Origin of the sequence: Ralstonia sp. UBA689 (genome assembly GCF_002298975.1) — a bacterium.
In the GTDB taxonomy this organism is placed as follows: Bacteria; Pseudomonadota; Gammaproteobacteria; order Burkholderiales; family Burkholderiaceae; genus Ralstonia.
In genome coordinates this window covers 1-18,391 of sequence record NZ_DBMV01000018.1, presented here as the reverse complement: position 1 = coordinate 18,391, position 18,391 = coordinate 1, and the positions used below count along the sequence as shown (strand labels likewise).

The 18,391-nt window shown below is 64.2% G+C and carries 19 protein-coding genes and 1 tRNA gene; 12 read left to right on the top strand and 8 right to left on the bottom strand.

The window, feature by feature from the left end; translation table 11 throughout:
* Positions 1 to 203: 203 nt before the first annotated feature.
* From B4F51_RS07940 to B4F51_RS07925, 4 genes are all read left to right on the top strand, one after another.
* A complete protein-coding gene (locus tag B4F51_RS07940; protein WP_296224580.1) occupies positions 204 to 911 on the top strand; it encodes a FadR/GntR family transcriptional regulator in 708 nt (235 codons plus the stop codon).
* 137 nt (positions 912 to 1,048) lie between these two features.
* Positions 1,049 to 1,480 (top strand): YciI family protein, encoded by a 432-nt coding sequence (locus B4F51_RS07935; protein ID WP_296224579.1) that lies wholly within the window; start codon positions 1,049 to 1,051, stop codon positions 1,478 to 1,480.
* Between the two features lie 11 nt (positions 1,481 to 1,491).
* A complete protein-coding gene (locus B4F51_RS07930) occupies positions 1,492 to 2,808 on the top strand; it encodes an RNA polymerase sigma factor (RefSeq protein ID WP_296224577.1) in 1,317 nt (438 codons plus the stop codon).
* A gap of 90 nt (positions 2,809 to 2,898) precedes the next feature.
* Positions 2,899 to 4,035: an acyltransferase family protein gene (locus tag B4F51_RS07925; protein WP_296224575.1), complete on the top strand. Its 1,137-nt coding sequence runs from the start codon at positions 2,899 to 2,901 to the stop codon at positions 4,033 to 4,035.
* A 76-nt stretch (positions 4,036 to 4,111) separates the two neighbouring features.
* Here B4F51_RS07925 and B4F51_RS07920 read toward each other — a convergent pair whose 3' ends face one another.
* Positions 4,112 to 4,930 carry a class I SAM-dependent methyltransferase gene (locus B4F51_RS07920; RefSeq protein WP_296224574.1) on the bottom strand — a complete coding sequence of 273 codons (819 nt, stop codon included), beginning with the start codon at positions 4,928 to 4,930 and terminating at the stop codon, positions 4,112 to 4,114.
* A 175-nt stretch (positions 4,931 to 5,105) separates the two neighbouring features.
* Positions 5,106 to 6,056, bottom strand: coding sequence for a LysR family transcriptional regulator (locus B4F51_RS07915; RefSeq protein WP_296224572.1), 951 nt, complete (start codon positions 6,054 to 6,056; stop codon positions 5,106 to 5,108).
* Positions 6,057 to 6,155: 99 nt separating this feature from the next.
* Between B4F51_RS07915 and pcaD the strand changes: the two genes are divergently transcribed.
* Together pcaD and B4F51_RS07905 are read left to right on the top strand one after the other, a co-directional pair.
* Complete coding sequence (pcaD, locus tag B4F51_RS07910) at positions 6,156 to 6,971, top strand: 3-oxoadipate enol-lactonase (RefSeq protein ID WP_296224570.1); 816 nt, start codon at positions 6,156 to 6,158, stop codon at positions 6,969 to 6,971.
* A 66-nt stretch (positions 6,972 to 7,037) separates the two neighbouring features.
* Entirely contained in the window at positions 7,038 to 7,649 is a 612-nt protein-coding gene (locus B4F51_RS07905) for a TetR/AcrR family transcriptional regulator (protein WP_296224569.1), read from the top strand.
* A gap of 74 nt (positions 7,650 to 7,723) precedes the next feature.
* Here B4F51_RS07905 and B4F51_RS07900 read toward each other — a convergent pair whose 3' ends face one another.
* The 4 genes from B4F51_RS07900 to B4F51_RS07885 form a co-directional block, all read right to left on the bottom strand.
* Entirely contained in the window at positions 7,724 to 9,172 is a 1,449-nt protein-coding gene (locus B4F51_RS07900; RefSeq protein WP_296224568.1) for a DHA2 family efflux MFS transporter permease subunit, read from the bottom strand.
* Positions 9,173 to 9,200: 28 nt separating this feature from the next.
* On the bottom strand, positions 9,201 to 9,728 hold the full coding sequence (locus B4F51_RS07895; protein ID WP_296224567.1) for an SRPBCC family protein: 528 nt from the start codon (positions 9,726 to 9,728) through the stop codon (positions 9,201 to 9,203).
* Positions 9,729 to 9,960: 232 nt separating this feature from the next.
* Entirely contained in the window at positions 9,961 to 10,392 is a 432-nt protein-coding gene (locus B4F51_RS07890) for a VOC family protein (RefSeq protein ID WP_296224566.1), read from the bottom strand.
* Between the two features lie 84 nt (positions 10,393 to 10,476).
* Positions 10,477 to 10,917 (bottom strand): YybH family protein, encoded by a 441-nt coding sequence (locus B4F51_RS07885; RefSeq protein WP_296224564.1) that lies wholly within the window; start codon positions 10,915 to 10,917, stop codon positions 10,477 to 10,479.
* A gap of 121 nt (positions 10,918 to 11,038) precedes the next feature.
* On the opposite strand from B4F51_RS07885, the gene B4F51_RS07880 reads away from it, so the two are divergent.
* The 4 genes from B4F51_RS07880 to B4F51_RS07865 all read left to right on the top strand — a co-directional run bounded on the left by B4F51_RS07880 (position 11,039) and on the right by B4F51_RS07865 (position 14,745).
* Positions 11,039 to 11,683: a TetR/AcrR family transcriptional regulator gene (locus tag B4F51_RS07880; protein ID WP_296224562.1), complete on the top strand. Its 645-nt coding sequence runs from the start codon at positions 11,039 to 11,041 to the stop codon at positions 11,681 to 11,683.
* Between the two features lie 157 nt (positions 11,684 to 11,840).
* Positions 11,841 to 12,671 carry a hypothetical protein gene (locus B4F51_RS07875; protein WP_296224560.1) on the top strand — a complete coding sequence of 277 codons (831 nt, stop codon included), beginning with the start codon at positions 11,841 to 11,843 and terminating at the stop codon, positions 12,669 to 12,671.
* A 5-nt stretch (positions 12,672 to 12,676) separates the two neighbouring features.
* Positions 12,677 to 14,059 (top strand): LLM class flavin-dependent oxidoreductase, encoded by a 1,383-nt coding sequence (locus tag B4F51_RS07870; RefSeq protein WP_296224558.1) that lies wholly within the window; start codon positions 12,677 to 12,679, stop codon positions 14,057 to 14,059.
* Positions 14,060 to 14,232: 173 nt separating this feature from the next.
* Positions 14,233 to 14,745, top strand: a complete 513-nt coding sequence (locus tag B4F51_RS07865; protein WP_296224556.1) for a hypothetical protein — start codon at positions 14,233 to 14,235, stop codon at positions 14,743 to 14,745.
* Positions 14,746 to 14,792: 47 nt separating this feature from the next.
* Here B4F51_RS07865 and B4F51_RS07860 read toward each other — a convergent pair whose 3' ends face one another.
* Both B4F51_RS07860 and B4F51_RS07855 read right to left on the bottom strand, forming a co-directional pair.
* Entirely contained in the window at positions 14,793 to 15,737 is a 945-nt protein-coding gene (locus B4F51_RS07860; protein ID WP_296224554.1) for a chemotaxis protein, read from the bottom strand.
* A gap of 114 nt (positions 15,738 to 15,851) precedes the next feature.
* Positions 15,852 to 16,757: a LysR family transcriptional regulator gene (locus tag B4F51_RS07855; RefSeq protein WP_296224552.1), complete on the bottom strand. Its 906-nt coding sequence runs from the start codon at positions 16,755 to 16,757 to the stop codon at positions 15,852 to 15,854.
* A gap of 195 nt (positions 16,758 to 16,952) precedes the next feature.
* On the opposite strand from B4F51_RS07855, the gene B4F51_RS07850 reads away from it, so the two are divergent.
* Both B4F51_RS07850 and B4F51_RS07845 read left to right on the top strand, forming a co-directional pair.
* Positions 16,953 to 18,014, top strand: coding sequence for an SDR family oxidoreductase (locus tag B4F51_RS07850; RefSeq protein WP_296224548.1), 1,062 nt, complete (start codon positions 16,953 to 16,955; stop codon positions 18,012 to 18,014).
* A 98-nt stretch (positions 18,015 to 18,112) separates the two neighbouring features.
* Positions 18,113 to 18,189: transfer RNA gene (locus B4F51_RS07845), tRNA-OTHER, on the top strand.
* Positions 18,190 to 18,391: the final 202 nt, after the last annotated feature.

Sequence of the window (18,391 nt, the reverse complement as noted above, 5' to 3'; positions counted from 1 at the left end):
CGCCCCATACTGGCCTGACCAGTTCGTAAACTAGTGAAATCATTCAAACTGGTCAAGCCACTTTTTTTTGCGACCGAGGGAAAGCCCTGACCGCCGTCCAGCGAGTGCACGAACGACCGCGTGGCGACGGCTTCGTTCTACAATCCCCGCTCGTGGCACCGGCAACCCAGGCTAGGCTGGCGCCTCCCGAAAGGAACCTGCACGTGGCTGTCAAACCCGCCGAGACACGCCGTCTCTACCTCCAGATCGCCGACAAACTGCGCGCGTTGATCGATCAACCGGATTTCGCGCCCAACGGCCGCCTGCCCTCCGAGCGCACGCTGGCTGAACAACTGGGCGTATCCCGGCCATCGGTGCGCGAAGCGCTGGTGGCGTTGGAGCTGGAAGGCCGGGTCGAAATTCGCATGGGCTCGGGCGTCTACCTGTGCGCCACACCCAACGCGGCAACCAACACCGCACCGCCCGAAGCGGAACTCGGCGACAGCATGGTCGACATCATGGGGGCGCGCTCGATGATCGAAGGTGCGATCGTGGCAAGCATCGCGCCCTTCGCCAAACCGAAGGCGCTCAAGGCGTTGCGTGGCATCTACGATGTGATGGCGCGCGAAGTCGAGGCCGGCCTGATTCCGATTGCCGCCGACCGCGCATTCCACGTCGCCATTGCCCAGATGACCAGCAACGAGGTTCTGGTGCGCACCGTCGCGGCGCTCTATGACGAGCGGCACAACCCGTTGTCGACCAAGCTGCGCGGACACTTTGAAAACACCGATACCTGGATGGGCGCGCTCAACGAGCACCGCGAGATCCTGGAAGCACTGGAAGCACATGACGCAGTGCAGGCGCAGGCGGCCATGCAGCGCCACTTGAGAGCGTCGGTCGAGCGGGTCATGACGCAGCTCAAGCCTGCCTGAATGGTTGGCGGCGCCATCCGGTTACATCTCGTTACACATTGCACCATCGAATTTGTCGATTCCGCCCACCTGCCATTCGACGTACAGGTAGAGAGGCGCGAACATCTTGCGGCTCCCCCAACCCAAGGAGAAACAGCATGCGATTCATGGTTCTGCGACTGGCCGACAAGGACACGGAAGCCGAGGTGATGCCCACCGAAGAACTCTTCACAGCCATGGGCAAGTACATGGAAGACCTCACCAAGGCCGGCGTGCTGCTCGGCGGCGAGGGCCTGCACCCTACCTCGCGCGGGGCACGCGTGGAGTTCAAGGACGGCAAGCCGACGGTGATCGATGGCCCCTTTGCCGAGGCCAAGGAACTGATCGCCGGCTACACCATGCTGCAGGTCAAGTCGATGGAAGAGGCGCTGGAATGGGCCAAGCGCTGGCCCGGTCTGGATGCGGGTGGCAACGTGCGCCTGGAGATCCGCCGTGTGTTCGAGGCCGAGGACTTCGGTGCGGAGTTCACGCCGGAAGCGCGCGAGCGTGAGGAGCGCCTGCGTGCTGAACTGGCGGCCAAGCAGCAGTAAGCCACGACACGATGGCCGATTCAACGCGGGCGGCGCTCGCCATCCACCGCACCATCGACGCTGTCTGGCGCATGGAATCGGCCAGGATCATTGCCGGGCTTGCGCGCCTGCTGCGCGACGTAGGCCTGGCCGAAGAGCTGGCGCAGGATGCACTGGTGGCCGCGCTGGAACAATGGCCTGTGTCGGGCACGCCCGACAACCCGGCGGCATGGCTTACGGCCACCGCCAGGCACCGCGCCATCGACCGCTTGCGGCACCACACGCTCACCGAACACAAGCTTGCGCTGCTGGCCATCGAGCTGGAGGTCGAGCAGGAGCTTGCCCAAGCCGATGCCGAAACCACGCGCGACGAGGCCATCGGCGACGACCTGCTGCGGCTGGTCTTCATCGCCTGCCATCCGGTGCTGCCGCACGAGGGCCGCGTGGCGCTCACACTGCGCCTGCTCGGCGGCCTGACCACCGACGAGATCGCCCGCGCCTTCCTGGTGCCGGAGGCAACCGTGGCGCAGCGCATCGTTCGTGCAAAGAAGACGCTCTCGGCGGCGCGCGTGCCATTCGAGCTGCCCGAACCTGCCCAGTTGGCGGAGCGGCTGTCCGCCGTTCTGCAGGTGATCTACCTCATCTTCAATGAAGGCTACGCCGCCACCTCGGGCGACAACTGGACGCGCCCGACGCTATGCGAAGAAGCGCAGCGCCTGGGCCGCATCCTCGCGGGGCTGATGCCGCATGAGCCTGAAGTGCACGGGCTGCTCGCGCTGATGGAGCTGCAGGCCTCGCGCCTGCGCACACGCGTGGGCCCCGGCGGACGGCCCATCCTGCTGATGGACCAGGACCGCAGCCGCTGGGATCACCTGCTCATCCAGCGCGGCTTTGCAGCCCTGGCCCAGGCTGAGGCCTGCGGACAGGGGCTTGGGCCCTACGGATTGCAAGCGGCCATCGCCGCCTGCCACGCCAGCGCCCGGACCGCAGTCCAGACCGACTGGACACGCATCGCCGCGCTGTACGACGCGCTTGCGCAGCTCGCGCCCTCGCCCGTGGTCGAGCTGAACCGCGCAGTGGCCGTTGCCATGGTCTACGGGCCGGCGGCGGGGTTGGAGATCGTCGATACGCTGCTGACCGAACCCGCGCTGCGCGGCTATCACCTGTTGCCCAGCGTGCGTGCAGATCTTCTTGCGCGTCTCAACCGCCTGGACGAGGCCCGCGCGGAGTATGAGCGCGCCGCCACCCTGGCGCGCAACTGGCGGGAGCGTGCCCTGCTGCTGGAACGTGCGGCCAAATGCATGTCTGCGCCCGCCACGACCCCAATTCGCCCGGAGTGCCCGGAGTGATGGCGCGGCACGCAGCTTGCTGACACGGGTGGGTTGCCTATCACCCGATGGCGGCGAGACTTATGTGTGCGCCGCCTGCGTTCGTCCTGCGTGAATCGTTCTTCGTCATCCCTTCAAAGCATCCAGGCACTGCGAGGTTTTGCCGCCCTGTACGTCGTTGTGTTTCATTCCGGCCTGGCACTCGCCCATGCCGACATCCCCGCCCTCGCGTGGTTGACCACGCATGTGATCAAGCGTGGGTATGTGGGCGTGGATGTGTTCTTCGTCATCAGCGGATTCAGCATTGCCTGGGTCGCCATTCTTGGGCAGGGGGTGGGAAAAGGGCCGGAGCCGCCCGGCGAGTTTCTCGTCAAGCGAGTCTTTCGGCTGGCGCCGCCGTACTGGCTGATGTCGGTGCTGCATGCCGCGTGGCTCAATCCGGTGTCGACGGGCGTACTGCTGACTTCGCTCGCCTTCCTGCCCCAAGCCAATGCGGATGCGCCGTATTTCGGCTACCCGGCGCTCTATGTCGGCTGGTCGCTCAACTACGAGGCGTTCTTCTATGCGCTATGCGCGTTGGGGCTGGCAGTGTTCGGCCGGCGCGCGCTATGGCTGGTAGCGCTGGCACTGTTCACAACCACGGTGATCGTGCCGTTCTGGCATAGCGGCGTGGTGCTGCGCGACCCGGAAGCGCTTTATGCCTGGGCCACGCCCATGCAAGCGATGGCTGCCAATCCGTTGGTGCTCGAATTCCTGTCAGGGGCGGCATTGGCCTGGGCTTATGCAACGCATCGACATCGCCTAACGCCGCCTGTTGCGCGCGTGCTGGTGGCGTTGGGCTTGACCACCTTCATCGCCTCGGTGATCGGCCCGGTGCCCAAGTTCGACCTGCTTGCACGCGGCCTCCCTGCGGGCGCCCTGCTGGTCGGGCTGGTGGCCATGGAACATTGCGGCGAGCTGCGCGTGCCGCGCATAGCCGTGTGGCTGGGCGAGCTGTCGTATGCCCTGTACCTCGGCCACCCGAGCGTGATTGAGGCTACGCACCGCCTGGTGGGCGTGCTGGCGCCGGAGTGGCTCAGCACGCAGTTGATGCTGTTTGCAGTCAACCTAGCGCTAACGCTTGTATTGGCCACGCTGCTGCATCGATATGTCGAGCTGCCCTCCATTGCACTGGGCCGCCGATGCATCGAGTGGAAGCGCAGCCGGCAACACGCTTGGCGTGCGCGGGTGGGCCAGCAAAAGCCCTGAGCCCTGCGCTGCCGGCTGAATAAAGAACCTAGTGAGTTCGCCTTGCCCCGAGCGTCTGCCCTCCTTCCGGCAGGCTTCAAGCCATGACACTGAAAACGTGAGCCTGAATCTTTCCGTCGACGGGTCCATCGCCGAACCGCGCAGCCAATGCATCGGTACATGCGTCGGTGGCGGCGGATAGTGCGTCGGAGCCGAACGCCTCCAGTTCGCTGCGCAGCGGTGTCCCCTGACAGTAGGCAACCGCCGGCACGCGGGCCGTATCGGCACGGCTACGCGCAGGCACGGTTGCACACGCCACTTGCGAAGTAAAGCCACCGAGCCGCAAGTCTGCCTCCACAGCCGAGCGCATGTGATAACCGTGCGGAGTGCGGGCCAAGAACGCCGGCGGCTTGGCGGGGAAGCAATTCGCCAGAGCGAGCGTGACCACATGTGCAAACTCGTTCTCTTCGATCCGGTCCCACACGTTGAAGAGCAGCATGCCACCCGGCCTTAACACGCGACGCGCCTCGGCAAAGGCTTTCGGCCGATCGGGAAAGAACATCGCGCCAAACTGGCAGATCACCAGATCGAAGCTGCCGTCGTTGAACGGTAGCTGCTGCGCGTCGGCCTGCTGCCACGATACGGGCCGGCAAGCACCGATGGCGGCGGCACGATCAAGCATCGGCGGGTTGAGATCGGTCGCCACAATGGTTGTCGCCTCAGGAAGGGTGCGCGCCAACGCCCGCGTCACGGCTCCCGTCCCTGCCGCTACCTCGAGCACCTGGCTGGGCGCACGGATAGCAGCCCGCGCGGCGATGTCCGCCGCATAAGGCTCAAAGATCAACGGGACCATCAAGACGTCATACAGCTCCGGGATCGAGCCGGCGAAAACTTTATCGATGCCTTGCGTTTCCATCGTCCACCACCTTTGCCCGAGATGATGGCCGGGCATGGCTGGTTATAGTCCGGATTATCGTGCCCGGCACTCCGCCAAGTCGACTAGATTGCGCATGCGAAGCATGCCTCACGCGAGGCAGTTGCCATGACATTCGCCCCTGCCCGGGCAACGACGCCGCGGCCTCGACACATGACTACCTTGTCTTACCTGTTGAGACACCCGACTGACGAGGCATGCGGCCCAGCGCCGGCTTCAGCACCGGCGCTTGCTGGGCCAGGAATTCCCATAGCCGGCTGGCGACCGGCCCATGCGGCCGATCGCGCCGGCGGGCGGCCACCAGATCTTGCACCATGCCCGGGAAATGGCGCCCGGCAATCGACAGCAGCCGCCCTTCGCGCAACTCTGTCTCGATCATGAAGCGGGGCAGATGCCCCCACGCCATGCCGTGCAGGATCAGTTCCTTCTTCATCAACTGATCCGGCGCGAAACACTGCGGGGCGCCCTCGATCACGTAGTGCGTCTGCGGTGGCGGTTGCCTGGCGGAATCGTTGATCACGCATTGCATGTAGCGCTGCATCTGCTGCGGCGTCAGGGCAGACGTCGGCAGAGAAGCCAGGAAGCCAGGCGCCACCACCGGCACCATCGCGATCCGGCCCAGGTCGATCCACTCCATGCGCAGGTCGTCTTTCGGCACGCGATGCACGATCAGGTCGGCCTCGTCCTCCAGCAGTCGCTCCCACGGTCCGGTCACCGATTCGAACTGCAACTGCAGCCGCGTTTGCCGGCATTGCCCGAAGAACTGGCTGAGCAATGCCAGCACCGGCTGCAGCGGACACAGATCGCCCAGCACCACGCGCAGCTCGGGCTCATCGCCCATGGCCAGTTGGCTGGCGTGGGTGCGCAGCTCCTCGCACTCCCGCAGCAGCGCCTGGGCTTTCCGATGAAAGGACTGGCCGGCTTCGGTCAGCCGCACACGGTAGCCGCTGCGGTCCAGCAAGCTTAGGCCCAACTGGTCCTCCAGCTTGGCCACCGCCGCGAACACCGAAGGGTGCGAGCGGTGCAGGCGTTCGGCGGCGGCCTGGAAGCTGCCCCCAGCCACGACCGCATCGAAGCACTGCAGCTCATGGAGCGTGAAGCTCAACATTGTCGTCAACTCCTACAGAGTTTTTCCAAACTTCATAGTATCCATGGAAGGGCACGGATTCTAGGATGACGTCACCAACATTCACCCGAGGAACCCATCATGGAATCCCACAACGCACGCGCATTCATCACAACCGGCGACGGTGCACGCATCGCGTATCGCTTTGACGGCACGCCTGACAAGCCCCTCCTGCTGCTGTCCAACTCCATCGGGACCGACCTGCACATGTGGGACGCGACAGTGCCACGGCTTGCCGAGCACTTCTACGTGCTGCGCTACGACGCGCGTGGCCACGGCGCCTCCGACGCGCCGTCGGGGCCGTATTCGATGGACCGGCTGGGCCGCGACGTGGTGGAGCTGCTCGACGCGCTCGGCCTGCAGCGCGTACATATGCTGGGCCTGTCGTTGGGCGGCATTGTTGCGCAATGGCTGGCCATCCACGCGCCTGAACGCATCGACCGCCTGGTGCTGTCGAACACCGCTGCCCACATCGGCCCGACGCAGTACTTTGACAACGCCATCGCAGAACTACGCAAGGCGCCCGACATGCAGGAAACGGCCGAGACGTTCCTGCGCAATTGGTTCCCGGCACACATGCTGGAAGCGAACGATCCCGTTGTCGAACCGTTCCGTCGCGCGCTGCTGGCGACACCGCGCGAGGGCATCATCGGCGGCTGGGCTGCGGTGCGCGATGCGGACCTGCGCCGCACGATCTCGCTCATTCCACACCCGACGCTGGTCATTGCCGGCCTGCACGATACGGTGACGTCCGCGCGCCACGGCGAGGAGATCGCAGCCGCTATTCCGGGCGCTCAACTGCGCGTGCTGGACACCGTGCATCTTGCCAACGTGGAGCAGCCGGAAGCCTTCCTGGGCAGCGTGCTGGACTTCCTCGCCGTGCACGAAACGGCCTGATGCGGCATCGACACGCCGCAACCAGCCCGGTTAACATGGCGGCCATCCAACCGATGGCCGCCTGACATGTCCCGCGTCAAGAACGAAGACGAATTCGAGTCGCGCCGCGAAAGCGTGCTCGACACCGCCGCTGAAGCCTTTGCAGCCGACAGCTACCCGAGCGTATCGATGAACCAGCTCGCCGCAGCGTGCGGCGGCTCGAAGTCACGCCTGTACCACTACTACGAAGGCAAGGAAGCGATCCTGTTCGATCTGCTCGACCGCTACACCAGGCGGCTGGCTGATCTGGCCGAGCGCGCACAGAGCGACGCGCGTCATGCCAAGCTTTCCGCCCGCGCCACGCTGCACCTGCTGATCCGCACGTTCCTGGCTGAATACGCGACCTCGCGCACGCGGCACATTGCGTTGCTCAATGACGTGAAGTACCTGTCGCCAGAACAGCGTGACATCGTGCTGGCGCGCGAGCGTGAAGTGGTGACGGCCGTCGGATTGCAACTCGGAGCCGCCTACCCGGACAAAGTCGACGAAGCCAACCGCACGCCCGTCACGATGATGCTGTTCGGCATGATGAACTGGACGTTCACCTGGCTCAAACCCGATGGGCCGTTGTCGTACGAGGGGTATGCCGAAATGGTGATCGACATGCTCGAAAACGGCCTGGGCGGAAAGGAAAACTGAAGTACAGCGTGTCGCTCTGGCAGAAAGCGACACGCTGCGGACTTGATGGCGCGGGCTTCGCCGCGTGCCTCAACTCAGATGGACGCCGCAGAAGACGCTTCGCCCTGCGCTTGCCCGTGCGTGCGCGTACGCACGAACGCCCCGGCCAGCGCCGATGCCACGACCGCCGCAATGGCGCCCAGCAGGAAGGCCAGGTGGTAGCCGCCGTTGAGCGCGGTCGCGGCATCGGCCCCCGCGGCGGCCAGACTTTCCGTGCGCGCAGCAGCCAGGCTCGCCAGAATGGCCAGCCCCAGCGCACCGCCCATCATGAACGACGTGTTGACCACACCCGAGGCCAGACCCGACTCATCCGGCGCCACATCGCTCATCGCTGCCAGCAGCACCGGGTTGAACGCCACGCCGGCACCCAGGCCCAGCAGCACCATCCCGGGCAGCACGTCCAGCACAAAGCTGCCGCCCGCCGGCGCGCGCGCAAACAGCACAAGCCCGACCGTCGCCACCAGCAGCCCCAGCGATAGCGGCGCGCGAATGCCGAAACGCATCACTAGCTTGGCCGACAACCCCAGCGAGAACACCGCCATGATGATGTTGGCCGGCAGGAACGCGAGCCCCACCTGCATGGCGCTGTAGTTCAGCACGCGCTGCATGTACAGCGCCGAGATGAAGAACCACGCGAACATGGCCGCCGCCCACAGCACGCCCACCACGTTGGCGGTAGCCACATTGCGCAGCGCGAACATGTGCAGCGGCATCAGCGGATGCGACACGCGCGATTCGATGACCAGGAAGGCAACCATCAACACAACAGCAACGCCCAACTGGGCAAGCGTTTGTGTCGACGTCCAGCCGGCTTCGTTGCCATGCACGATGGCGTATACCGCCAGCATCAACGATGCGGTCACGGCAATGGCACCCGCCACGTCCAGCTTGGCGCGATCAGCCAGCGATTGCCCAGCCGGCAGCAGAGCCACGCACGCCGCATACACCGCCACGCCGATCGGCAGGTTGACCAGGAAGATCCAGTGCCAGCTCAGCGCGCTGGTCAGCAGCCCGCCCAGCAGCACGCCGATGCTGCCGCCGCCTGCGCACACGAACCCGTAGATGCCCATCGCCTTGGCACGATCCGACGGCGAGGTGAACAGGTTCATGATGAGCGACAGCGACACCGCCGACACCACCGCACCGCCCAGCCCTTGCACGGCACGCGCCGTGATCAGTAGCCCCTGCGAGTTGGCCAGCCCGCAGGCGGCCGACGCCAGCGTAAACAGCGTGATGCCCAGCAAGAACAGCTTGCGATGTCCGAACAGATCGCCCAGCCGCCCGCCCAGCAGCAGAAAGCCGCCGAAAGTCAGCATGTAGGCGTTGACCACCCACACGAGCGAGGTTTCGGTAAAGCCCAGATCCGCCCGGATGGACGGCAGTGCGACGTTCACGATGGTCGTGTCCAGCACGATCATCAGCACGCCCAGGCAGAGCACGATGAGGGCAAGCCAGCGCTTGCGTTCGTCGATGCCGTGCGTCATGGAACAGCTCCTATTGGAGGCTGCGGATTCAGGACTCCGCAGCCGATTTGAGGTTGGCGAGACCGGCTTCAAAATCCTTGCCGACTATCGCATCCATACTGAAGAGCAGGCCCATCACCTTGGAGATGAATGGACTCGGGCCGAACATGGCCCAGGTCACGTGGGTGAGATCGCCCGCAGGCTTGAGCGTGAATTCCGCCGTGTTGTGGGCTTCGAAGGGTTTCAGAAAATCCAGCTGGATCTGAATGCGGCCGGGCGATGCCGTATCGACGATCTCCATGCGCCCTGCGCCCACTTTGCTGGAGCCTTCCCACGCATAGTTCGTGCCCTTGCCGTTGGTCGGACCGCCATAGGTACGCTTCATGGCCAGGTCGAGCTTTTCCCACGGCGACCAGGCCGTCCAGTGGTGGAAATCGTCGATCAGGGCAAACACCTTTTCTGGCGTGGCCTTGATGTCGATCTCGCGCTGCACGCGAAAGCTGCCCGGGCGCGTGGCGGCAAAACCGAGAATCGCAACGATAGCGACGGCGATGACGATCGCAATGATCTTCAGCATGAAGAATGCCTCCAGGAAATGGGAGCCGCAGTCAATGGGCGCCTTCGCACAGGTCTTGCGAAGGGTCACGGCCAGAACTGCCGGTCAACAGGGGTGGTTTCGTTGATATTGGTAAGGCCCCGGCGAAGACCCAGCCTAGCACCAGGCGCACGCCCCATGCCAAGGCAAGCTTCTTGACGGCTTTGCGCAAGACGGCCACCGGTGGTGGCCGTCCTTTGGTGCGCAGGTCCGATTACATCGGCTTGGGTGCAATTACCATCCAGCCCACGCCAAAGCGGTCGACCAGCATGCCGAACGCACTGGCGAAGAAGGTTTCTGACATTGGCATCGTCACCTGGCCGCCGTCGCCCAACGCCTTGAACGTGCGCTCGGCTTCCGCCTTGTCGGCCACGCTCACCGACAGCGAGAAGCCCTTGAACTCGGCCTTGCCCGAGGCCATGCCGTCAGAGGCCATGACGACGGTATCGCCGACGCGGAACGCGGCATGCATCACCTTGTCTGCCGGGGGCACCACCCCACCGCATTGCTCGGCCTTGGGCTCGGCTCCGGGGGGCGCTTCCTTGTAGCGCATCAGCATGTCGACCTTGGCGCCAAGCGTTTTCTTGTAGAACTCGAGCGCCTCTTCGCAACGGCCTTCGTAAAACAGATACGGTTGAACTAGCATCACAACTCCTTGCGTAGGGGGACTGCAAAGCCGCATACCGTAAGGCAGATCAGACGGTGCGGTCGGGGGAAAACATCAACCCATTCAATTGCATGCCGGCTCGGACACCGGCATCGGCACCGAGGCGTGCTCGTGCACGACCAGCCAGCGACCGCCGATCTTGCGGAAGCACACGGTGGCGCGCGTTTGCGCATCGTGCTTCGCACCGTCGCGATAGCGCGCGCGCAGGCGGTTCACGCTGAAGCAATAGGCCAAGTCGCCACGGACCTCAAGGTGCAATTCGATGAACTGGAAATCGGCCTGACCCTCCAGTGCATCGAACCAGCCCTGCCAGTTGCGGCGATACGCGTCCGCGCCCTTCACGAACAGCGGCGGCATCACGTCGAACACCACTACGTCAGGCGCGTAATACTGCATCACGGCGTTGATGTCCTTGGCACGCACGGCATCGGCCCATGCTTCGATCAACGCGCGTAACTGCGCTTCATCTTCAGCCGTATTCGTGACACGCGTGACGTTCGTCATCTCAGTCTCCTGAAAGTGCTTGGAATCTTCCGTGGCAACGCCTAGGGTTGATTTGTGAACACTGTCCACAAACCATAGCAGACATAATGGACGGCGTCCACATCAAGCTTGCGGAGATTGCATGACCAAGGAAGCACCCCGACCGGCCACGCGCACCACGTATCGTCACGGCGACTTGCGGCGTGCGCTGCTCGACGCTGGCATCGAACTGGCGCGCACAGGCGGGCCGGATGCCATCGTGCTGCGCGAAGCCACGCGCCGCGCTGGTGTGGTGCCGAATGCAGCCTACCGGCACTTCGCCAGCCGAAACGATCTGCTGCAGGCCGTACGCGCCGCGGCACTGGCTGCCCTGGCGCGTGCAATGGAAGCGGAGCTGAACACCATCGACCCGTCCTGGCCCGAAGACGTGCAGGCCCGCGCATCGCTGCGCGCGATCGGCGTCGGGTATCTGCGTTTTGCGCAAATGGAGACCGGCCTGTTCCGTACAGCATTTGCTGTGCCCGATGAAGTGGAAAACGACGCCGACCCCGACAAGGCCGGCAACAGCGGTCTGAACCCGTTCCAATTGCTGGGCGCGGCGCTGGACCGGATGACCGCCGCCGGCGTGCTGCCCGCCGAGCGCCGCCCGGGCGCCGAATACCTCGCGTGGTCTGCCGTGCACGGGCTGGCCTTGCTCATCATCGACGGCCCCTTGCGAGGCCGCCCCCCCGAGCAGACAGGCGCCATCGCCCTGCGCGTGGTGGAGATGGTGGAGAACGGCCTGTAGCTTCAGCACGTTCTGCGCCAGCCTTCTGACGACATGCGCAACGCTTCGTTTGCTGGCGCAATCTTCAATGCAACGATGACAGCCTTGCCACAACCGCTCACCGTGCGGCTGCGTGCCCCGCTCAACCGGAGCAACCCTCCGCGACCAGAATGTCAACGTGACCCAAGCCGATCTCGAGATCGATCCCGCGCGCTACGGCGCCGCATTGGAGAAAGACCTGTTCGACCGCGTGGCCGCCGTGCATGCACCGCACCTGCCGCCCGCACGCACCGAGCCGCCGCGCGATGCGCAAACGCCGGAAGAATGGGAAGGCGTGATCGACTATGCGATCTGGAACGCCGCACACGATCTGTTCATCGTGCAACTGGCCAGCGCCGGGCTGGATAGGCTCTTTCGCGACGAGCCCGACTTCCAGCTTGCGCTCTCGCGCCAGATTGGCGACGACGGCTTTCACGCGGCGGCCTCGCGCGAACGCATTCGCGTGCTGTCGGGGCGCGACCAGATCGAACGCATCGCGCAAGACGTGCGCCACCACTGGGACATCCTGGGCGACACTCCGCTGACTAGCCAGGCGGCTTTCCTCGCCTGGGAGTTCCACTACGAGCACCACATCCTCGCGCGGCTGCAGGTCAACCGGCGCACGGCTCGCGTGCTCGATCTTGCCAATCGGGACTTTGCGGAGAACCGCATCATGCCGGACGAGGAGGTGCACCGCATCCTCATCACCGAGTGGTGGCACAACAAGCTCAATGCCGCCTCGGATACGCAACGCGAGCAGCTTGTGGGCGAAGTGCTGGAAGCCGACGACAAGCTGCAGGCACTTCTGGGCGACTACCTGCGTGATTCGTGGGCGCGCAACGAACGCGCAGCCGGCATCGACACGCGCAACCACATCCCGCTGTATGACGCGTGGCGTCGCGAGATCCTGGGCGTGCTGCTCCTGCGCCCAGCCGACAGCCTGCCCACGCTCACCAGCCTGGCCGCTTGAGCACGATGGCAAGGAAACCGATCCTGCTGAACGCGTTCAACATGAACTGCGTGGGGCATATCAACCACGGCCTGTGGACCCACCCGCGCGACCGCTCGGCCGACTACCGCAAGCTCAGCTACTGGACCGACCTCGCCAGGCTGCTGGAGCGCGGCCTGTTCGACGGCTTGTTCATCGCCGATATCGTGGGCGTGTACGACGTCTACCAGCAGTCGGCCGACCTCACGCTGCGCGAATCGATCCAATTGCCGGTCAACGATCCGCTGATGCTGGTGTCCGCCATGGCGGCAGCCACGCAGCATCTCGGCTTCGGCTTGACTGTCAACCTGACGTACGAGGCACCGTATCTGTTTGCGCGCCGCTTCTCGACGCTGGACCATCTGACCGATGGCCGTGTCGGCTGGAACATCGTCACCGGCTACCTGGACAGCGCCGCGCGCGCCATGGGTCTGCGCGAGCAGATCGCACACGACGAGCGCTATGACCGCGCCGATGAATTCCTCGAAGTGGCATATCAACTCTGGGAGGGAAGCTGGGAAGATGACGCCGTGGTGCGCGACCGCGCCGCACGCGTGTTTGCGCGGCCAGACAAAGTGCACCGCATCCGCCACCACGGGCGCTATTACGATGTCGACGGCTATCACCTGAGCGAGCCTTCGCCGCAGCGCACGCCGGTGCTGTTTCAGGCGGGCTCGTCTGCGCGCGGCCAGGTCTTTGCGGGCCAGCATGCGGAGTGCGTGTTTCTGTCAGGCCAAAGCCCCACCGCCACGCGCGATCAGGTAGCGCAGTTGCGGCAAGCGGCGGTGCAGGCCGGGCGCCGCGCCAGCGACGTAAAAGCCTTCATGGGCATCACGGTGGTGGTCGACCAAACTGAAAAGCTCGCACGCGAGAAGCTGGCGGAGTACCAGCGCCATGCCAGCGCAGAAGCCGGCCTCGCACACTTCTCGGCGGGCGCGGGAGTCGACTATTCGACCTATGCGCTCGATGACCCATTGCGCGCGGTCAAGACGAATGCGATCGAGTCCTCAGTGCGCCGCGCAACTGGTGGGGACGCGCAATTCACCATGCGGCGGCTGCTCGACCAACTGGCGCTGGGCGGCCGCTACGCCACCATCGTCGGTGACCCGCAGCAGGTGGCAGATGCACTGCAGCGCTGGATGGGCGACACCGACATCGACGGCTTCAACCTGGCGCGCACGGTCACGCCGGAAAGCTACGCGGACTTCATCGATCTGGTGGTGCCGGAACTGCAAAACCGCGGCATCTACAAGACCGAGTACGCGCCGGGCACGCTGCGACGCAAGCTGTTCGGCCAGGACCGGCTCCCGAGCACGCATCCGGGTACCCTGCGGCGCCGACACCCCGCACCCGAACCGGAGCAGCCGTAGCCGACAAGCGCTCTTGCACTGCACCACCTCAGTTTCGGCTGACTGAATCGTGCCTGCCGCTGCCTTGTCGGGTGTCCGGCGCCCTGTCGGATGGAATAATTCCCTCGCCTGAGGCGTTTACTATCTCGGTAGGAGAGGGCACTCAGCGCCCGGGTCGACACCGGAGGATGGTCATGCACACTCAACTTGCCAGATGGATCAGCATTGCTGCGCTCACGCTTTGCGCCTGCGCAACGCTGGAACCCGTCCAGACCGCGCAAACGATGATCGGCAAACCCGAAGCCGCCGTGCGCGAAGCCTTTGGCGCCCCCACTGAGACGTATCAGCTCGCCGACGGCACCCACCGTTGGATTTATTCGAAGCAACCCATGGGGCATGAAGTCTATGCCGCGGATTTCGACGCCAGTGGCAACCTCACGCGCTTTCGCCAGATGCTGACCGAGAAGGAAATCTACGAGGCACGCCCAGGCGTGTGGACCAAGCACGACGTGGCCGAGCGCTTCGGTATGCCGCGCGAGCCGACACAGTACTACCGGCTCATGAAGCGCGAAGCGTGGTCGTATCGGATGTATGTCGCCGGTTATCAGCAGGCGCACTTCAGCGCCCTCTTTGACGACAATGGCGTGCTGGACCGCACGATGATCGTCGTTGACCCGCTGGGCGGCGACCACCACAGCCGCAAGTGATGCCGATGCCCGGCGGCACATTGCATGCCGCCGGAACCTGTCAGCAATCAGCCCAGTGCCGAAGCAATCGCCTGGGCCAGTTCGTTGGCTTCGAACTTGGCTACGTAACCGTTGGCACCCACGCGGCGCACGTGGTCTTCATTGGCCGAGCCCGAGAGCGAAGAGTGGATCACCACCGGGATCGACTGGAACGCCGGCTCGGTCTTGATCTTGCGCGTGAGCGTGAAGCCATCCATTTCGGGCATTTCCAGATCGGTCAGCACCAGCGCGATCTTGTCGCGCACGGTCTTGCCCTCACGGGCAGCATCGCGGGCGATGTTCTGCAGCGTGTCCCATGCCTCCTGGCCGCTCTTGGTCATCACATACGGCGCGCCCATGGCCTCCAGGCCGTTGGCGATCAATGTACGAGCGAGGCCCGAGTCGTCGGCCACCAGCAGCTTGGCGCCAGGTGGGAGCTTGATCGGGCGCTCATCATTGTCGGGCGCCAGGTCAGCTCGGCGGGTCGGGAACACATCGACCAGGATCTGCTCGACGTCGATCACCTGCGCCAGGCGCGAGTTGTCGGCGTTGCCGTCCAGGCGTGCGAGGCTGGTGATGTTGCTGCTGCCGACGCTGGCCTCAGCCGGGAAGATCTGGCTCCACTCCAGGCGCACGATCTCGTCCACCTCTTCCACCGCAAAACCCTGCGTGGAGCGCGCATATTCCGTAATCAGCAGGATGTTGGCGTTGCCATTCTTGGTGCCGATCACGCTGGCCAGATCGATCACGGGAATGATCTGGCCGCGCACGTTCACCGCCCCCAAGATATGGGCACCGGCGTCCGCCACGTGCGTCACGGGCGGCATGACCATGATCTCGCGCACCTTGAACACATTGATACCGAACAGCTCGCGCTGATTGGAGCGCTGCGATTCGCCCAGACGGAACAACAACAGCTCGAATCGGTTGTTGTTCGTCAAATTGGTCCGTTCATCGACTTCGTGCTGCGACATCGTCTTCCCCCGTTCTTGCACGCGATATGTCGCGGTAAACGGCATGCTGCTGCGTAACTTGAAGCGGTTTTCGAATGTGCTCGCTGCGCCCCTCCAGGGTGGGGACAAGACAGCCTAGGCAATCTTCACATGGGCAACCAGAAAGTCGAGAAACGCCCGCACGCGTGCCGGCAGATGCGCGCCGTGGCCAACATAGACGGCGTGGACGTCTTCGGTTTCGCCGGGGTCGTAGTCTTCGAGCACGGGAACAAGCCGGCCCGCATCGAGATCGGCACGCACCTGGAATTCGGCAAGACGCGCAAGGCCCAACCCGGCCACCGCCACCGCGCGCAAGGCCTCGCCGTCGCTGATCTGCGTGTTGCCTTGCGGGGTGAACACGGTGCGGTGGCCGCCCCTGACGAAGGGCCACCCGTTGACCGCCCGCACGTAGCTGAACGCCAGGCAGTTGTGCTTGACCAAATCGGCCGGCGTGCGAGGAGTACCGGCGCGTGCCAAGTATGCGGGTGATGCCACGATCATCAGACGCGTCTCGCCCAGCTTGCGCGCGACCAACCGCGAGCTCTTCAGCGGGCCGCTGCGCAGTGCCACGTCGGTACGGTCTTCAAGCAGGTCGACCACGCGGTCGGTGAGCACAATGTCGAGCGACACCTCCGGATGGCAAGCCAAGAACGCCGGCACGACAGGCAGCAGCAAATGCGTGCCGACCGGCACATTGGAGTTGATTCGCAAGCGCCCAGACGGCTGCGTACCGGATGAGGCCTCACGCTCGGCCTCGTCCAGATCGGCCAGCACCGTCACGCTGCGCTCATAGAAGGCTGCCCCCTCCGGCGTGAGCTGGAAGCGGCGCGTGGATCGGTTCACCAGCCTCGCGCCCAGACGCGCTTCCAGCCGAGTCACCAGCTTGCTCACCGCCGACGGCGTCATCCGGCACGCCCGCGCGGCAGCCGAGAAACCGCCCTGCTCCACCACCCGCACAAAGACTTCCATCTCGCCAAAGCGATTGACCTCAAGCCGCGCCATTGTGATTTCAATTCATCAATGTTGTTCTTCCAGGCAGTCTATCGAACAAAAAGCCACGTCCGCATACTGGCCCCATCTCGCACATGCAACACACACGGCCTGAATTGAGGACACAGATATGCCCATGGCTTTACTCGCCGCGACAGCCGGCGCATTCGACACCCCGCTGCTCAACCTTTCAACTTACGCCTCATCATGACTGCACAAACCAAGGTCGCGCTCGTCGTGGGCGCCCAGGGCGTGATCGGCCGCAACCTGATCGACCACCTCGTCACGCTGGACGACTGGCGCGTCATCGGCCTGTCGCGTCGCGGCGGCGAATCGACGGAGCGCCTACGCCAAATCGCCGTCGACCTGCTAGACGCCACGGACACGCGGGCCAAGCTCGGCACGCTCACCGAGGTCACTCACGTCTTCTACGCCGCCTATCAAGACCGGCCAACCTGGGCCGAACTGGTGCCGCCCAACCTCGCCATGTTGACGCATGTGGTCGACGCCATCGAAGCCGCCGCGCGCAAGCTCGCACACATCAGCCTGATGCAGGGCTACAAGGTCTACGGTGGCCACCTTGGCCCGTTCAAGACCCCCGCGCGGGAAACCGATGCGCACTTCATGCCGCCCGAGTTCATGTTCGACCAGCAGACCTTCCTGGAGCGCCGCCAGCAGGGTAAAGCGTGGACATGGTCCGCCATCCGCCCGTCGGTGGTGGGCGGCTTCGCTCTGGGCAACCCGATGAACCTCGCGGTGGCGATTGCCGTATATGCGTCCATGTCGAAAGAGCTTGGCCTGCCGCTGCGCTTCCCCGGCAAACCTGGCGCATACAACCACCTGCTGGAGATGACCGACGCCGGCCTGCTCGCTCGCGCCACGGTCTGGGCCGCCACCGATGTGCGATGCGCCAACCAGGCCTTCAACATCAACAACGGCGACCTGTTCCGCTGGAACGAGATGTGGCCCAGGATCGCGGGCTATTTCGATCTGGAAGTCGCACCGCCCCTGCCGCTGTCGCTCGATACCGTGATGGCCGACAAGGAATCGCTCTGGCAAAACATGATCGCGAAGCACAACCTGGCCAACACGCCGTATCGCGATGTGTCGTCGTGGCGCTTTGCCGACTTCGTTTTCTCGTGGGACTACGACATGTTTGGCGACGGCTCCAAGGCACGCCGGTTCGGCTTCCATGAGTACGTGGAAACCGAAGCGATGTTCACGCGCATTTTCGACGACTTGCGACAGCGCAGGATCATTCCGGACTAGAACGTCTGGATGCCTCGACCAGCCTGATCAATTGGCCGATCGGGCTAGGTGGATGTCCCGACTCGGGTTCCCTCACGGCGGGCCGATATAGTGAATGCGGGACGGTAGCTCATGGGTCGAGCGGCAGCGGACAACCGCTGCAGGCAGGCAGGTTCAAATCCTGTACGTCCCACCATCTGATGATTTATTGAGAAGCAACAAAACTGTGCCGTTAAGCATAAAGTGGCCATCTGGACAGGTTATGGTTGTTTACCCGTTGGGCCACATTATGTTTTATCGAAAAACGGTGCTAGCCTGACTGGTTTTTCCCTCGTCGCAGCGGGAACGATGGACGCAAAAAAGCCGGCCACCTGGCCTAATGCCGTTCAGTTAAGGTC

Bases quoted from the DNA above. Each gene is read 5' to 3' on its own strand.
- B4F51_RS07935 (WP_296224579.1), top strand. From the start codon at position 1,049: ATGCGATTCATGGTTCTGCGACTGGCCGACAAGGACACGGAAGCCGAG.
- B4F51_RS07930 (WP_296224577.1), top strand. From the start codon at position 1,492: ATGGCCGATTCAACGCGGGCGGCGCTCGCCATCCACCGCACCATCGAC.
- B4F51_RS07920 (WP_296224574.1), bottom strand. From the start codon at position 4,930: ATGGAAACGCAAGGCATCGATAAAGTTTTCGCCGGCTCGATCCCGGAG.
- B4F51_RS07915 (WP_296224572.1), bottom strand. From the start codon at position 6,056: ATGTTGAGCTTCACGCTCCATGAGCTGCAGTGCTTCGATGCGGTCGTG.
- pcaD (WP_296224570.1), top strand. From the start codon at position 6,156: ATGGAATCCCACAACGCACGCGCATTCATCACAACCGGCGACGGTGCA.
- B4F51_RS07905 (WP_296224569.1), top strand. From the start codon at position 7,038: ATGTCCCGCGTCAAGAACGAAGACGAATTCGAGTCGCGCCGCGAAAGC.
- B4F51_RS07900 (WP_296224568.1), bottom strand. From the start codon at position 9,172: ATGACGCACGGCATCGACGAACGCAAGCGCTGGCTTGCCCTCATCGTG.
- B4F51_RS07895 (WP_296224567.1), bottom strand. From the start codon at position 9,728: ATGCTGAAGATCATTGCGATCGTCATCGCCGTCGCTATCGTTGCGATT.
- B4F51_RS07890 (WP_296224566.1), bottom strand. From the start codon at position 10,392: ATGCTAGTTCAACCGTATCTGTTTTACGAAGGCCGTTGCGAAGAGGCG.
- B4F51_RS07885 (WP_296224564.1), bottom strand. From the start codon at position 10,917: ATGACGAACGTCACGCGTGTCACGAATACGGCTGAAGATGAAGCGCAG.
- B4F51_RS07880 (WP_296224562.1), top strand. From the start codon at position 11,039: ATGACCAAGGAAGCACCCCGACCGGCCACGCGCACCACGTATCGTCAC.
- B4F51_RS07870 (WP_296224558.1), top strand. From the start codon at position 12,677: ATGGCAAGGAAACCGATCCTGCTGAACGCGTTCAACATGAACTGCGTG.
- B4F51_RS07865 (WP_296224556.1), top strand. From the start codon at position 14,233: ATGCACACTCAACTTGCCAGATGGATCAGCATTGCTGCGCTCACGCTT.
- B4F51_RS07860 (WP_296224554.1), bottom strand. From the start codon at position 15,737: ATGTCGCAGCACGAAGTCGATGAACGGACCAATTTGACGAACAACAAC.
- B4F51_RS07855 (WP_296224552.1), bottom strand. From the start codon at position 16,757: ATGGCGCGGCTTGAGGTCAATCGCTTTGGCGAGATGGAAGTCTTTGTG.
- B4F51_RS07850 (WP_296224548.1), top strand. From the start codon at position 16,953: ATGACTGCACAAACCAAGGTCGCGCTCGTCGTGGGCGCCCAGGGCGTG.